The organism is Brevundimonas sp. SGAir0440 (genome assembly GCF_005484585.1).
In the GTDB taxonomy this organism is placed as follows: Bacteria; Pseudomonadota; Alphaproteobacteria; order Caulobacterales; family Caulobacteraceae; genus Brevundimonas.
Map to the genome: position 1 here is coordinate 2,682,853 of NZ_CP039435.1, position 14,202 is coordinate 2,697,054.

Annotated in this window: 12 protein-coding genes and 1 pseudogene; 4 read left to right on the forward strand and 9 right to left on the reverse strand. The window is 67.1% G+C overall.

Annotation, left to right across the window (positions count from 1 at the left end):
* The first annotated feature begins 18 nt into the window (after positions 1 to 18).
* Positions 19 to 1,302 carry an outer membrane beta-barrel protein gene (locus E7T10_RS13200; RefSeq protein WP_137722158.1) on the forward strand — a complete coding sequence of 428 codons (1,284 nt, stop codon included), beginning with the start codon at positions 19 to 21 and terminating at the stop codon, positions 1,300 to 1,302.
* An 81-nt stretch (positions 1,303 to 1,383) separates the two neighbouring features.
* Complete coding sequence (locus E7T10_RS13205; protein ID WP_137722159.1) at positions 1,384 to 3,576, forward strand: polysaccharide biosynthesis tyrosine autokinase; 2,193 nt, start codon at positions 1,384 to 1,386, stop codon at positions 3,574 to 3,576.
* A 32-nt stretch (positions 3,577 to 3,608) separates the two neighbouring features.
* Here E7T10_RS13205 and E7T10_RS13210 read toward each other — a convergent pair whose 3' ends face one another.
* From E7T10_RS13210 to E7T10_RS13225, 4 genes are read right to left on the reverse strand one after another with little or no spacing between them, the layout of a single operon-like run.
* Positions 3,609 to 3,920 carry a hypothetical protein gene (locus E7T10_RS13210; RefSeq protein ID WP_137722160.1) on the reverse strand — a complete coding sequence of 104 codons (312 nt, stop codon included), beginning with the start codon at positions 3,918 to 3,920 and terminating at the stop codon, positions 3,609 to 3,611.
* A complete protein-coding gene (locus tag E7T10_RS13215) occupies positions 3,917 to 6,463 on the reverse strand; it encodes a cbb3-type cytochrome c oxidase subunit I (protein ID WP_137722161.1) in 2,547 nt (848 codons plus the stop codon). Before E7T10_RS13215 ends, E7T10_RS13210 begins: the two co-directional genes overlap by 4 nt.
* Complete coding sequence (coxB, locus tag E7T10_RS13220; RefSeq protein ID WP_137722162.1) at positions 6,460 to 7,437, reverse strand: cytochrome c oxidase subunit II; 978 nt, start codon at positions 7,435 to 7,437, stop codon at positions 6,460 to 6,462. Before coxB ends, E7T10_RS13215 begins: the two co-directional genes overlap by 4 nt.
* Complete coding sequence (locus tag E7T10_RS13225) at positions 7,427 to 7,825, reverse strand: cytochrome c family protein (RefSeq protein ID WP_137722163.1); 399 nt, start codon at positions 7,823 to 7,825, stop codon at positions 7,427 to 7,429. The genes coxB and E7T10_RS13225 overlap by 11 nt, the downstream gene beginning before the upstream one ends.
* Before the next feature lie 226 nt (positions 7,826 to 8,051).
* Between E7T10_RS13225 and E7T10_RS15965 the strand changes: the two are divergent.
* Positions 8,052 to 8,516 (forward strand): annotated as a pseudogene (locus tag E7T10_RS15965) (cytochrome c); the annotation flags it as partial.
* A gap of 7 nt (positions 8,517 to 8,523) precedes the next feature.
* Here E7T10_RS15965 and E7T10_RS15970 read toward each other — a convergent pair.
* The 3 genes from E7T10_RS15970 to E7T10_RS13245 form a co-directional block, all read right to left on the reverse strand.
* Positions 8,524 to 9,243 (reverse strand): cytochrome b, encoded by a 720-nt coding sequence (locus E7T10_RS15970; RefSeq protein WP_137722165.1) that lies wholly within the window; start codon positions 9,241 to 9,243, stop codon positions 8,524 to 8,526.
* On the reverse strand, positions 9,240 to 9,881 hold the full coding sequence (locus tag E7T10_RS13240; protein ID WP_246846032.1) for a cytochrome c oxidase assembly protein: 642 nt from the start codon (positions 9,879 to 9,881) through the stop codon (positions 9,240 to 9,242). Before E7T10_RS13240 ends, E7T10_RS15970 begins: the two co-directional genes overlap by 4 nt.
* Positions 9,882 to 10,056: 175 nt before the next feature.
* Entirely contained in the window at positions 10,057 to 11,019 is a 963-nt protein-coding gene (locus E7T10_RS13245) for a LysR substrate-binding domain-containing protein (protein WP_137722166.1), read from the reverse strand.
* A 92-nt stretch (positions 11,020 to 11,111) separates the two neighbouring features.
* On the opposite strand from E7T10_RS13245, the gene E7T10_RS13250 reads away from it, so the two are divergent.
* The gene (locus tag E7T10_RS13250; protein ID WP_137722167.1) at positions 11,112 to 12,275 is read left to right on the forward strand and encodes an MFS transporter; all 1,164 of its coding nucleotides are present in this window, start codon (positions 11,112 to 11,114) and stop codon (positions 12,273 to 12,275) included.
* Positions 12,276 to 12,288: 13 nt separating this feature from the next.
* On the opposite strand, the gene E7T10_RS13255 is transcribed toward E7T10_RS13250, so the two are convergent.
* Positions 12,289 to 12,549, reverse strand: a complete 261-nt coding sequence (locus E7T10_RS13255; RefSeq protein WP_137722168.1) for a hypothetical protein — start codon at positions 12,547 to 12,549, stop codon at positions 12,289 to 12,291.
* Between the two features lie 2 nt (positions 12,550 to 12,551).
* Positions 12,552 to 14,162 carry a globin-coupled sensor protein gene (locus E7T10_RS13260; RefSeq protein WP_137722169.1) on the reverse strand — a complete coding sequence of 537 codons (1,611 nt, stop codon included), beginning with the start codon at positions 14,160 to 14,162 and terminating at the stop codon, positions 12,552 to 12,554.
* Between the last annotated feature and the right edge of the window lie 40 nt (positions 14,163 to 14,202).

Here is a 14,202-nt window from a genome sequence, read left to right on the forward strand (position 1 = left end):
ACGAAGGCTGGGGGGCCGATGCGACGCGAAATCCTGTCGGCGGGCGTCGCCCTGATGCTGTTCGGCGCAACCGACGCCTCGGCCCAGGCTTTGCGCTCGCCTCAGGACGCACAAATCGACCTCTTCGTTCGCAACCACGCGGTCGCCGTGCGTGATCGGCCGCAACCCGCCTATGACCCGCTCGGCATACGGGCCGGCGGCTTCACGGCCTTTCCCCGGCTTCAGTCGGGCGTCGTTCATGACGACAATGTCTTTGCGGCCGAAGACAACCGTCAGCCTGCAACCACATTGCGCGTGACGCCTGAGGTCCTTATCCGATCGAACTGGTCGCGCCACGCGCTTGAAACCCACGCCCGCGCCGAGATCGACCGCAACCTCGACTTCGACAGCGAGAACACGACCGACTGGAGCCTGGGCGGCGCCGGCCGTCTCGACATCGTTCGTGGCGTCGACATCAACTTGGCCGCCGACTATGCCCACGACCACGAGGCCCGCACCGCCGCCGGGGCCGGCCCCGTTGCTCGCCGCCCGATCACCTTCGATCTGGCCTCCGCCTCGCTCGCGGCGACGCGCACGCGGGGTCGATTGCGGCTGTCGGCCAAGGCCGCCGTTCTTCGCTACGATTACCGAGATGGATTGAGCGACGCCGGCGCCGTCATCGAACAGGACGACCGGGATCGCACCGTCGCCCGGCTAACCGGCCGCGTCGACCACGCCCTCTCTCCCGCGACGGCCCTGTTCGTCCAGGTCGCCCGCGATGATCGCGACTATCGCACGGTGGCAGGGTCGCCGGAACGATCCTCGTCGGGCCACGAAGCCCTCGCTGGCGTGGACTTCGAGTTAAGCGCGCTGATCCGAGGCGAGGTCGCCGCTGGATACATCCGCCAGGATTTCCAGGATACAGCCTATGGCGATCTCGACGGCTTCAGCGGTCGTGCGCGCCTGTCGTGGTTTCCGACGCAACTGACGACCCTGACCGCCACCGCCGCGCGCAGCGTCGAGGACACCGGCGTGATCGGCTCTGCCGGCGCCCTGCGGACCGACCTGTCGATCAGCATGGATCACGAACTGCTGCGCAACCTGATCCTGACGGCGGAAACGGCGTGGAGCGAAGACGACTACAATGGCCTCGACCGCACCGACACCCGCCTTGCCGCCAGCTTCAGCGCCATCTATCGCCTCGACCGTCGCTACGGCCTGACCGCCGGTCTGACCTATCTCGACCAATCCTTGTCCGGCGCGGCTGCGGAGCGCACATATCGCTCGACGCGCCTATCCATCTCTATCGTCTCGCAGTTCTGAGCGCACGGCCTCAGCGCGAAGATTGACAACCTGAAGGCATCATCGCAACACTTGGCGGGACGATCACCGTTCGATGGCGCGATGACCCACCACGACCCCGCGATCGGCGGTCTCGGCCAGCCGGCGGACGACGCCATCGACCTCCATGCCTTGATCGCCGCCTTCCGCCGTCGTCTCGGTCTGTTCACCGCTGTCGCAGCGGTCGTCTGTCTGATCGTTCTGGCTTTGATGCTGGGCCAGCCGCCGGTCTATACCGCGACCGCCAGCCTCCAGATCAATACGCGCAAGGAACAGGTCGTGGCGGGACAGGCCGTACTGTCGGCGCTCGACGCCGAGGCGGCCATCGTGGACACCGAGGTCGAGGTTCTGAAGTCACCCCAGCTTGCCGCCCAGGTCGTGCAGACGCTGGGTCTGATCCGCGATCCCGAGTTCAACGCTCGCCTGCGATCCTCGCCCCTCACCCAACACCTGTCGCGCGCCACGCCTGCGTCGACCGATGCTGAGATCGAGCGCCAACAGGTGATCGACGCCGTCCGTCGGCGCCTGACCGTGCGCCGCGTCGGCCTGACCTATTCGATGGCGATCAGCTTTACCTCCGAAGACCCGACCAAGGCGGCCCGCATCGCCAACGCCTTCGCCGACGCCTATCTCCAGTCTCAACTGACCGCCAAGTTCGACGCCAACGCCCAGGCCAACACCTTCCTGGGCGCTCGGCTGGAAGACCTGCGCCGCCAGGTCGAGGCCGCCGACGCCGCCGTCTCCGCCTACCGGATCGAAAACGGCCTGCTCAGCGCCCAGGGCGCCACACTGACGGAGCAGGAGATCTCGGCCTACAACCAGCAACTCGCGTCCGCCCGCGCACAGCAGGCCGAACAGGACGCCCGCCTGCGCACCGCCCGCGCCCAGATGGCGGCCGGCTCCAACGGCGACGATGTCGGCGAGGCCCTGTCCTCTCCCGTCGTCCAGAATCTTCGCGCCCAGCGCGCGGCGATCAGCACCCGCGTCGCGGACCTGTCGGTCCGTTATGGCCCGCTACACCCCGACATGATCCGCGCTCGTCAGGAGTTGTCCGACATCGACGCCCAGATCCAGGCCGAGATCCGCCGTGTCGTCTCGAACCTGGACGCCCAAGCCCAGGTCGCCCGCCAACGCGCCGCCTCGGTCCAGTCCAGCCTGGACGCCGCGCGCGGCGCCCTGGCCGAGAACAACGCCGCCTCGGTGCGTCTGCGCGAACTGGAGGGCGAGGCCGAGGCCGCCCGCGCCATCTACCGCGCCTTCCTGGATCGCTATCGCGAGACCAGCGCCCAGACCGGCGTCGAACAGGCCGACGCCCGCATCGTCTCGCGCGCCACGCCCCCGACGACGCAAAGCGCGCCGAACCTGATGATCAGCCTTGCACTCGGCCTGATGCTCGGCGCGGCGGCGGGAACCGGCGCCGTCATCATCGCCAATGCCATGCAGACAGGCCTCAGCGGCCCCGATGACATCGAGCGCAGGCTGGGCGTCGGCGCCGTCGGCGCCGTTCCCCTCGCCTCATCGGTGGCGACGGCGGAGGATCAGACGTTGCACCCGATCGATCTCGTCGTCCAACGCCCCCTGTCGGTCTTCGCCGAGGCTTTCCGGGCGCTGCGCACGTCAATCACCCCCATCGTCAGCGTCGTGGGCGAGCCGTCGGCGCGCATCGTCGCCGTCACCTCCGCCCTGCCCGGCGAAGGCAAGACCACCACAGCTGTCTGTCTGGCCCGCGTCGCCGCGCGCTCCGGCGGACGGGTTCTGTTGATCGACGGCGACCCACGTCGGCGCGGCGTGACGCGAATGCTGGGCCTGCACCCCGACCATGGCCTGGCCGAGGTCCTGCATGGCGCAGCGGCCTGGCGAAACGTCCTGGTGCTGGACCCGGCCTCTGGCGCACAGGTCTTGCCCCTGTCGGGATCAGGCCTGTCGGCCGATGACCTGTTCGGCGCCCCGCCGATGACTGCCCTGCTCGACGAACTGCGTCAGGCCTTCGACCTGATCGTCATCGACACCGCGCCCGTCCTGGTCCTCGCCGACGCCCGTATCCTGGCGGCCAAGGCCGACAGCGTCGTCCTGCTCGCCCGCTGGCGAAAGACCCCCGCGCGCGCCGTCGCCGCCGCCTTGCGCATCCTGCATCAATCCGGCGCCCGCCCCCTCGGCGTCACCCTGAGCCAGGTCGATGTCCGGGCGGAGTCGGGCCTAAGTTATGGCCAGGCCGACTATGATTACCGGGCCTACAGAAAATACTATGCGGCCTGATTGTCGGTAGAGATCAGGCCGCACAATCACCTTCAAATTCTACCACTGACAACGAGCACCAGAGTTTGAAACACAACTCCGATTGCACCGAGCAGGCCCCCGGCGATCGCCAGGCGCAAGCCGAAGGACCGTGTCGCTTCCGGCTTTGCACGCAAGGCGATCAGGCACTTCCAACATAGGCCGCCAATAGCTGCCAGACAGAGGGCACTGAAAATTAGCCCGGAAATGTTCCAGGCGCCGGCGTCGCCACGCGCCACGTCGGCGGCGCTGGATAGCAGATACAGGCCCAGGAAATGGGCGGCCCAGATCAGGAGGCCGCCCAGCATCAGCAGCCAGAACCTCATGCGCCGACGCCCGGGAACAGGCGGATCAGAAGGCTCGTCGCCACGCCCTGAACCGCCGTGAAGGCCACGAACAGGGCGACCACTTCGAACGTCGCCGGATAGCGCGGCGACACCAGGCCGCAAAGCCAGCGCAGCAGGACGAACGGTCCCATCAACAACGAAATGCCGACGAATGTCCCCTGCCAGGCCAACAGCGCATAGACGGTCGCGCCCTGGCTGGAGACGTCGGGACGCAGGCCCGAGTTCCACCAGGCCGAGGCCTCGGCCGCAAAGGCGCCGCCCGCCGCCAGGGTGGCGACCAGCATCAGGACAGAGGCGATGCCGGCGCTGCGCGGCCGGTCCAGCTTCAGCGCGCCTTGCGAAGCCCAGGCGCCGAGTCCGGCGGCCGCCAGCAAACTCAGGGTCAAAGGCAGGGAGCCGATCTCGGGCGGCGCCTGCCAAAGGTCCGGTCGGCGGCTCCACAGGAAGACGTAGGAGAAGCAGGCCATGATCGCGACCATGCCCGACACGATCAGGGTGATGACCATCGCCCACCAGCCGTGGCTGCTGGGGCCGGACACATAGGTCGGCAGTCGAACGCCGCCGCCGACATCCACCGTCGCTGGACCGCTGGGGCGATCCAGTCCCCAGCACCATTTGAGGATGCAGTAGACGGCCAGCACGCCGCTAACCAAGGAGGCGACATAGGCCTGGATCGTCAGGATCAAAAAGAAGCCGGCGGTGAATATCGCCCCCCAGACGTACCAGCTGGACGGCCGGGGCATCCGCTGGAGATATTGGGGCTCGGCGTTGATCGGACTGGTGATCATGGTCTCGCGCTGCCCGCGCGGCGCGCCGGGCAGAAAGTAGCGGCCGGCCTCGACGTCGCGCGCCAGATTCGGCTGGTCCCACACCGGATAAAGGCTCTTGATCACCGGGACGGACCGCAGCGAGTATCGGCCGGCGGGTAGCCACTCCAACCCCGGCCCGCCAAAGACATTGCCCGCGTCCTTCTCTCCGAAGGGCCGGAAGTTGCGGATCATGTCGATCATCCACAACACCACCGCCAGGCCGAACATGAAGGAGCCGACGGTCGAGATCATATTGGGCAGGTCCCAGCCCCGATCCGGCAGATAGGTATAGACCCGGCGCGGCATGCCCATCAGCCCGGTCAGGTGCATGGGCATGAAGGTCACGTTGTGACCGACGAACATTAGCCAGAAGATCCACTTGCCCCACCGCTCGCTCAGCGCCCGGCTGCTGGACATCGGCGTCCAGTAGTAGATGGCCGCGAAGAGCGGGAAGACCATCCCGCCAATCAGGACGTAATGCAGGTGGGCGACGATGAAGTAGCTGTCGTGGGCCTGCCAGTCGAACGGCACCATGGCGACCATCACCCCGGTCAGCCCGCCCATGACAAAGATCACCAGTCCCCCGACTGCGAACAGGCCGGGCGTGTTGAACCGCATCTTGCCCGCCGCCAGGGTGGCGATCCAGGCAAAGACCTGCACCCCCGCCGGCACGCTGACGGCCATGGAGGCGGCGCTGAAATAGTTGATCGAGATCTGCGGCATGCCCGTGGTGAACATGTGGTGCGCCCAGACGCCGAAGCTGATGAAGCCGGTCGCCAGCATGGCCAGGACTACCAGCCGATAACCGACCAGCTTGGTCTGGGCGACAGCCGGGATCAGGGTCGACATCGCCCCCGCCGCCGGCAGGAAGATGATGTAGACCTCGGGGTGGCCGAAGAACCAGAAAAGGTGTTGCCACAGCATGGGGTCGCCGCCCTTGGCCGCATCGAAGAAGGGCCAGCCCAGCGCGCGTTCCAGCTCCAGCAGCAGGGTCGACAGAATGATCGACGGGAAGGCGATGATGATCATGCAGGCGAAGATCAGCATGGCCCAGGCGAAGATCGGCAACTTGTCCAACGTCATGCCCGGCGCGCGCGTCTTCAGCACCCCGACGATAATCTCGATGGCGCCGGCGATGGCCGAAATCTCGATGAAACCGATGCCCAGGAGCCAGAAGTCGGCGTTGATCCCCGGCGAATAGGTCATCGACGTCAGGGGCGGATACATGAACCAGCCCCCGTTCGGCGCTAGGCCGAAGAACAACGAGGCGAAGAAGCACAGCCCCCCGACCAGATAGGCCCAGAAGGCATAGGCGCTCAGCCTCGGGAACGGCAGATCGCGCGCCCCCAGCATCTGCGGCAGCAACAGCACGCCCAGCGCCTCGACTGCGGGCACGGCGAACAGGAACATCATCACCGTGCCGTGCATGGTGAAGATTTGGTTGTAGGTTTCCTGCGCCAGGAAGCCCGTCATCGGCAGGGCCAGCTGCGTGCGCATCAACAGCGCCAGCACGCCCGCCAGCACGAAGAACAGCATGGCCGCGCCGACGTAATAGACGCCGATGTAGTTGTTGTTGATCGCCGTGATCCACTCCCACGGCCGCCGCGGGCCGCACCAGACCTCGTCGAGCTGCTCCAGCTCGCCCTCGGGCCGGGCTTCGGTGGTGGGGAAGCGTTTGTAGAGTTCGGGATCGAACCCGGTTTCCGAACTCATTTCAGACTTTCCAGATAGGCGGCGACGGCGCGCACGTCCTGGCCCGACAGGACCGCATAGGACGGCATCCGATTGCCGGGCTTCAGGCTCTGGCTGTCCGAAATCCAGCCGGCCATCGTCCCCTGATTGTTCGGCAGGATGCCGGCGCCCAGCGTCTGGCGAGAGCCGACGTGGGTCAGGTCCGGTCCCGCCAGACCGTTCGCCTCGGTCCCGCGAATGGTGTGACAGGCGGCGCAGCCCGAGGCGGCGAAGACGTTACGCCCCTGGTCGATCAAGGCGAGCGGCCCCTGGGCCGAGGGCACGACGGCGGCCGGCCGCGACTGACGCGCCAACCAGGCGACATAGTCGTCCGGCGCATGGGCCACGACCACCAGCCCCATTAGGGCGTGAGGACCGCCGCAGTATTCGGCGCATTGGCCGCCGTAGGTCCCAGGCGCATCGGCTTGCAGCCGCATGAAGTTGCGGCGGCCGGGGATCATGTCGGTCTTTCCGCCCAGGCGCGGCACCCAGAAGCTGTGGATCACGTCCGCGCTTTCCAGCTCGAACACGACAGGCTGGCCGGCCGGGATGTGGACCTCGTTGGCGTCCTGGACGATTTCTCGCCCCTGACCGTCCAGATAGGCGACGCGCCACCACCACATTTCGCCGGTAACGCGCACCCGCATTTCGCCGGGCTTGGGCGCATCGGCCACCCGCGCGGTCGTGGTCAGCCCATAGACCAGCAGTCCGGTCAGAACGACCACCGGGAAGACCAGTCCCGCAATCCAGATCATTCGCTCGCCGCCGACCCGCCGCTTCCACTTGCGCGGCCCGAACAGGGCGATGCCGAGCGCCACGGCCACAACGACCATCACCACCGCCGCCATGATGAACAGCACCCAGGCGACGGTCTGGATCGGTCCGGCGAACGGCCCGGCCGGATCCAGCACGGGCGGCGGCCAGCCGGCGATTCCGGGAGGGGCGTCAGTCTTCATCGAGCGTATACAGATAGGCCGCGACGTCGCGGGCTTGGTCTTGCGTCAGGGGCATGGGCGGCATGGCGGTTCCGGGATCCATCGACGGCGCGTCGATCAGCCAGCGGATCAGGGTATCGGGCTGGTTCGGCAGACGTCCGGCGATCAGGGGACGCGCGCCAAACCCCGCAAGGTTCGAGCCGGACCGGCCCTCGGGCCAGGCGACGCCGGGTATCCGGTGACAGGCGGCGCAACCGACCTCTCTGATCACGGCCAGTCCGGCGGCCGGATCGGCCTGAACCACCGGCCGGGGCAGGTCGGACTTGTCCACGCAGGCGCACAGGGCGAGCGCCAGCGCACAGGCCGCCGCCCGTCGTCCCATCACCTCGCCCGTTGTCCGAAAACCCATCCGCCCCCCAAAGCTTCGCCAGAGCAATCCTCTTGTCGGACGGAGGTTCCCGACTGCGACATGGAGCCTCGGCGCATCGCCACAAGGAACCTTCGCCATAAGCAGGTGTTGCACCGCCGTGCGCGCCTCCCTTTCCGTCCTTGCTCTGCTGACCGGCCTGGCCGCCTGCGACTCCACGCCGGGCCAGACGGATCGCACCTTCACGGCGAATGGTCAGGTCATCGCGATGAGCGGCGGCGCGGGCGGGGCGGCAAACGCCTGCTTTACCTGTCACGGCCTGGACGGCGGCGGGGACGGGGTCGCCGCCCCTCGCCTGGCGGGTCTGGACGCCGGCTATCTGCAAAAGCAGTTGGAAGACTATGCATCGGGCCTGCGTCCCGACGACGCCATGACCCGCATCGCCAAGGCCTTGGACCAACAGGGCCGACGCGAGGTCGCCGCCTACTACGCCGCCCTGCCCGCGCCGCCGACGCAAACGCCCGCGTCGATGGCGCCTGCGCCCGCCATCTATCTGAACGGCGACCCTTCGCGCGGCATCGTCGCCTGCGCCTCGTGTCACGGCGACCGGGGGCAAGGCTCGGGCCAAGGCGGCAATCCTCAGATCGCCGGTCAGCCCGCCGCCTACACGCTGGAACAGATCGACCGCTGGAAAGCGGGTAAACGCCGCAACGACCCGCGCGGCGTCATGGCCGCCGCCGTCAAATCGCTTTCGGACCCAGAAGCCCGCGCCATAGCGTCCTGGCTGTCGACGCAACCCGCTTCTCCAGCGCGCGCCAGCGCCGCTGCCACCGGGTCCGCTTCGGTCGAAGCTGCGGCACGACCGGCAGCATCGCGTGAAACACGTCGTCCCTATCGATCAGATGGTGCTTGAGCGCGGCGCCGGCGTGGATCGGGATCATCAGCAGCAGGGTGACGACCAGTCCCCAGTGCATCCATTCCGCCGCCGCCTCGATCGCCCATAGCTGGGTGTTGGACAGATCCTGCAGCGGCAGCAGCGGCCATTTGATGAAGCCCAACGTCTCCAGCTGACGTGTCCGATCCGTCGCCGAAATCATGGCCCAGCCCGACAGCGGCAGGCCGAACAGGCAGATATAGAAGACATAGTGGGTCACATGGGCGGCCATGCTCTCCCAACCCGGCTTGTCCGCATCGTTGATCAGGTCGGGCGCCAGCAAACGCCACGACAGCCGGCCGATCACCAGGATCAGCATCAGCACGCCGATCGCGAAATGCAGGTCGTAGGCGGCCATCATGGCGCCGCCCACCGGCTGGCGCCCCATCCACCAACCCCAACCGAGCTGGAAGATCACCAGCCCCGCCATCACCCAATGAAAGCCGATGCCGACGGGCGAATAGCGACCCTCGTCGTGGTGACCCGCCGCCCATTCCAGCAGCTGCCTGAACAGTCTTTCGATCATGCCGGATGCGCCTCGGCGTCGGGGCCGATCATCCGCCCCAGCCGCCACAGGGCCGCGAACAGATACAGCGCCGCCGCCGGCGCCCACATGATCAGCCCGGCCGCCTGCTGATCCTCAAGCGGCGTCAGGCCCCAGGCCAAGGTCGAATAGGCATGGGGCGCATAGACCGCCTGCCCCGCAAAGGTCAGCACCGCCCCGAGCAACCCCATCGCCAGCATGGCCGCCAACAGGGCGATGACCGCCGCCGGCGCAGACGCCGACCGCGCCGCGCACCAGAACCAGACGGCGCTCGCCAGCAGACTGATCTGCATCACCCAATAGACCGCATCGTTCGACAGGGCGGCGCCATAGGCGTCAGGCGCGTGCCAGGCCCAGAACACCACCGCCTGCACCGCCGTCGCCAGGATCAGCGACCCGTAACGTCTCATGGGCATTGCGGCCGCCAGCAAGGGCGCGGCGAGGCCGACCAACAGCACATGATGCACCGTCCGCGCCGAGAACAGCGCCGAACTGAGGGCGCACAGGGGGGACACAAATCCAACGGCCAATACCGCGACCGCCGCTAGGCCATAACCGCGCCGCCGCCCTTCCAGCCGCCACACGACCAGGCCCGCGGCTGCAACGAGGATGGCCAGCAAGATCGGATCAAGATTCCAGCGCCACTCGCCAAAGGCTGGCGCGGGTCCGCAATACGGCATCCAACTCAAACCTGCACCCTCGCCCCTTGCCGGATCTCCTGATCCCCGTGAAAGGGAAAAGCCAAGCCAGCTGTGACGGTTCCGCAGGGTTCATTTCTACGACGAATTGCCGCGATCACCCCGTTCCAGCACTGGGGGCGACTTCGGCCGTGTCTGTTGTAACCGACCGTGGCCGCAACTGATCGACCAAGAAGTCGACGAATACCCGGATGCGAGCGGGCACGCTCGCGCCGCCGACAAAGACGGCATGGATGGGCTCACGATCACCAGGATTGAAATCCTCGAGCAGCGGCACGAGCTCTCCCTTCGCGATGGCGTCGGCGACGCTGAAGTTGCCCACGCGCGTTACGCCGACGCCGGCCAGCGCAAGCTGCGTCAGGCTCTCGCCATTGTTTGCTTCCACGGGGCCGCGAACCGTGAGCGCATAGTCACGACCGTCCCGTCGGAAAGGCCACACGGGCTCCAACCTTCGGAAGTTGAAGTTCAGACAGTCATGTTGGTGCAGGTCCTCTGGCACGTGCGGCACGCCGCGACGCGCGAGATAGGCTGGCGACGCCACGATCGTTCGCCCTGTCTCACCCAGCCGTCGCGCCGTCAGCGGACTGTCCAGCAGCGGTCCGAAGCGAATGGCGACATCGGCCTGTCCGGCCGCGACATCCACGACCGTATCCGTCAGATTGATATCGACGAGGATTTGCGGGTAGCGCGCCACGAACGCGCCGATCAGCGGCACGACCACCTGCCGACCGTGCGCCAGGGATGCGCTGACCCTTAGGCGTCCCTGCGGCGCGCCCTGGTCCGAGATGGACTGCTCGGCCTCATCCAGGTCGGCGACAATTCTCCGTGCGGCGCTCAGATAGGCCTGGCCCTCGACCGTCAACGTCAAGGCGCGGGTTGTCCGCAGGACGAGCCGCACACCCAGTCGCGCCTCGATCCGATCGATCGTTCGGCTTACCGCCGATGGCGTCAGCCCAAGAACCCGACCGGCCGCTGAAAAGCTGCCGGCCGCAGCCACAGCCGCGAACACCTCCATGTCGCGGGCGCGATCCGCGCCCGCTGACGGCGCCTTTGCGTGCATTTCAAAAATCCTTCGCTTCCGAAAGGCCTAACCGCTGGGCACGACCGCGTCCATCTGTGCGCAAGTCTTATTGGTCTGCGGATTTCCATCCTATGAAACTCAACCCTCCCCTGCTGGCGCTCGCCGCCGGCGCGTTCGGTATCGGCGTGACCGAGTTCGCCCCGATGGGGCTGTTGCCCGTCATCGCGACCGATCTGGGCGTCTCTATTCCATCGGCCGGTCTGCTGATCAGCGCCTACGCTCTGGGCGTCGTCCTGGGCGCGCCCTTGATGACCCTGGCCACGGGCCGTGTTCCGCGCCGCGCCCTGCTCATCGGGCTCGCCGGCATCTTCACGATTGGCAATGCGCTGTCTGCGCTGGCTGACAACTACGCCCTGCTGATGATCGCGCGGATCATCACGTCGCTGAACCATGGCGCCTTCTTTGGCGTCGGCGCCATCGTCGCCGCCGGGCTGGTGCCGCCGGACCGCAAGGCCGGGGCGGTGGCTGCCATGTTCATGGGCTTGACCATCGCCAATGTCTTGGGCGTGCCTCTGGCCACCTGGGCCGGGGAAACCTTGGGCTGGCGGGCCAGCTTCTGGGGCATTGCGATGATCGGCGTCATGGTGATGGCGGCCCTCGCCCTGACCCTGCCGAAAGCCGCCGCACCTGCCGCCGGCGACATGTTGGCTGAACTGCGCGTGCTTGGCCGCAGACGCGTCCTGTCGGCCTTGGCCCTGACAGTTATCGGTTCCAGCGCCATGTTCACCGTCTTCACCTACATCACGCCGATCCTACGCGAACAGACCGGCGCGTCGCTGGGTTTCATCACCGCGATGCTCGTCCTCTATGGGCTTGGCCTGACCGTCGGCAACTGGATCGGCGGCAAGTTTGCTGACCGTTCCGTCGATCGCACGCTGATTGTCACCCTCGCTGGCCTGTCGCTGGTCCTGCTGACCTTCGCCGTTGCCATGCCGTTCGCCAGCGTAAGCGCCGTTCTCATCTTCCTTTGGGGCATCGCCAGCTTCGCGCTCGTGCCGCCGCTTCAGGTTCGTGTGATGGATGCAGCGCGTGACGCCCCGAACCTGGCTTCGGCTGTCAACATCGGCGCCTTCAATCTCGGCAACGCCATCGGGGCCGCTCTGGGCGGCGCCGTCATCGCCGGCGGCCTCGGCTACCCAGCCGTCGCTCTGGCCGGCGCCGGCGCGTCCGCCCTTGGTCTGCTGATGATCATGCTGATGTCACGCCGACCAGCTGTTTTGGTCGCAGCCGAGTAGGCAGCTCCGTCAGTCAGCCGTTGTCATTGCCGGCGCTTTGGCAGCGGTGTTCGAGCGATAGTCGGCGGACGTCGGCGGCGTTTTGAAAGACGGCGCGGCTGATGAAGGCGCCCATGTCGCGCCAAGCATTGGATATGGTCTGGAAGGTCTGTTCGTCGGTCTGGCTGGCGGCCAGGGCTTCGTTCCAGCGCGACGTCAGCGCATTGATCTCGTCGAGCATCAAAAGCCGCCCGCAGGCCAGGGTCATCCGGTAGCTTGCGCTTCCTTGGCTCATTGTCAGAACTCCTCCCAGCCGGCCGTGTCCGCCTCCTCCACGACGGCCAGGGCGGCCGAGCCGGAGGATCGCAGGACGGCCGGACGCATGGGCCGAGGCGCGCTCGGCTTGCGCGGCGCCGGCGCGGCGAGGGCTCGGCTGCTGAGCGCGGTTTCGCGCGTCAGGCTGAAGCGCTGGACCAGATCCGACAGCTGACGGCTTTCAGAGGTCAGGCTGTGGCTGGCCGCCGTCGACTGTTCGACCATGGCGGCGTTCTGCTGGGTCACCTGGTCCATCTGGTTGACGGCGGTGTTGACCTCTTCCAGCGCCGTCGATTGCTCGCGCGTCGAGGCCGTAATCTCGTTCATCAGCTCGTCGATTTCGGCGACGCGCTTGACGATGGACGACAGCGCCTCGCCCGTTTCTGCGACCAGGGTGACGCCGGACTTCACCTGGACGGACGAGGTGGTGATCAGCGACTTGATCTCCTTGGCCGCCTCGGCGGAGCGCTGCGCCAGGGCTCGAACCTCGGAGGCCACCACGGCGAATCCTCGCCCGGCGTCGCCTGCGCGCGCGGCCTCGACGCCCGCATTCAAGGCCAGAAGGTTGGTCTGGAAGGCGATCTCGTCGATGACGCCGATGATCTGATTGATCTGAGACGACGACTGTTCGATCGCGGTCATGGCCTCGACGGCGCGGCTGACCACCTCGCGCGACTGCTCGGCGGATTGACGCGAGGTTTCGACGACCGCGGCGGCGCGACTGGCGCCTTCGGCCGCCCGCTTCACCGTGGCGGTGATCTCGTCCAGCGCGGCCGCCGTTTCCTCCAGCGTCGCCGCCTGATGCTCGGTGCGCCGCGACAGGTCGTCGGCGGCTTCGCTGATTTCGGCGGCGCCCAGTTGCATGGCGCCCGTATTGCCGGCGATCTCGGCCATGGCGTCGTCCAGACGCTGCATGGCGGTGTTGAAGTCGGTCTTCAGCCGCGCGTAGCCGCCGGTGAAGTCCGACGCGATGCGAGTCCGAAGGTCGCCCTGCGCCAGAGCCGCCAGAGCCGCCGCCGTGTCCTCCACCACCCGCGTCTGTTCGGCCTCGGCCTCGGCACGCTTCTGGTCCGCCTCCAGGCGCTTGGCCTCGGAGGCTTCCAAATACAGCGAAATGACGAAATCCATGTCGAGCATGGCGGCCTTGACCACACTGGCCAGCGTCGCCGCCAAGGCCTTGCCGTCGTCGCGCTTTGAAAACAGCGACCGCGTCTTGGCGTGGGATGTGATGATCGCCTCGATCAGCCCTTCCAGGACCAGAGCGTAGCCGCCGATGTACCAGCGCGGCTCCAGCCCTATCCGGGCGTGGGTCTGGCCGATGCGGCGCACGCCCTCGACATAGGCCGGATCAAAGGCGCCCGAGGCGATCAGGCCCCAGTGTCGCGCCTGGGCGTCCTTGGCTCCAGCGATCTGGCTTTCCGCACCGAAGAAGCGGGCCACGTCCGGCGTCGCACGAACCTGGGCGTAAAAGGCTTCAAGGCTGGGCTGAAGCGCCGCCTCGATGACGGGTCTGGCGTCAGCAAGACGGGACCTCGCGGCCTTGTCCAGCTTCAAGAAGCGAAGTCTTTGGTCCAGATTCATTGCGTCCGACATGACGGCCCCCTTGCATGGCGGTAAGTTGGACGAGGTTCGA

Coding starts and splice junctions, on each gene's coding strand:
- E7T10_RS13200 (WP_137722158.1), top strand. CDS start 19: ATGCGACGCGAAATCCTGTCGGCGGGCGTCGCCCTGATGCTGTTCGGC.
- E7T10_RS13205 (WP_137722159.1), top strand. CDS start 1,384: ATGACCCACCACGACCCCGCGATCGGCGGTCTCGGCCAGCCGGCGGAC.
- E7T10_RS13210 (WP_137722160.1), bottom strand. CDS start 3,920: ATGAGGTTCTGGCTGCTGATGCTGGGCGGCCTCCTGATCTGGGCCGCC.
- E7T10_RS13215 (WP_137722161.1), bottom strand. CDS start 6,463: ATGAGTTCGGAAACCGGGTTCGATCCCGAACTCTACAAACGCTTCCCC.
- coxB (WP_137722162.1), bottom strand. CDS start 7,437: ATGAAGACTGACGCCCCTCCCGGAATCGCCGGCTGGCCGCCGCCCGTG.
- E7T10_RS13225 (WP_137722163.1), bottom strand. CDS start 7,825: ATGGGTTTTCGGACAACGGGCGAGGTGATGGGACGACGGGCGGCGGCC.
- E7T10_RS15970 (WP_137722165.1), bottom strand. CDS start 9,243: ATGATCGAAAGACTGTTCAGGCAGCTGCTGGAATGGGCGGCGGGTCAC.
- E7T10_RS13245 (WP_137722166.1), bottom strand. CDS start 11,019: ATGCACGCAAAGGCGCCGTCAGCGGGCGCGGATCGCGCCCGCGACATG.
- E7T10_RS13250 (WP_137722167.1), top strand. CDS start 11,112: ATGAAACTCAACCCTCCCCTGCTGGCGCTCGCCGCCGGCGCGTTCGGT.
- E7T10_RS13255 (WP_137722168.1), bottom strand. CDS start 12,549: ATGAGCCAAGGAAGCGCAAGCTACCGGATGACCCTGGCCTGCGGGCGG.
- E7T10_RS13260 (WP_137722169.1), bottom strand. CDS start 14,162: ATGTCGGACGCAATGAATCTGGACCAAAGACTTCGCTTCTTGAAGCTG.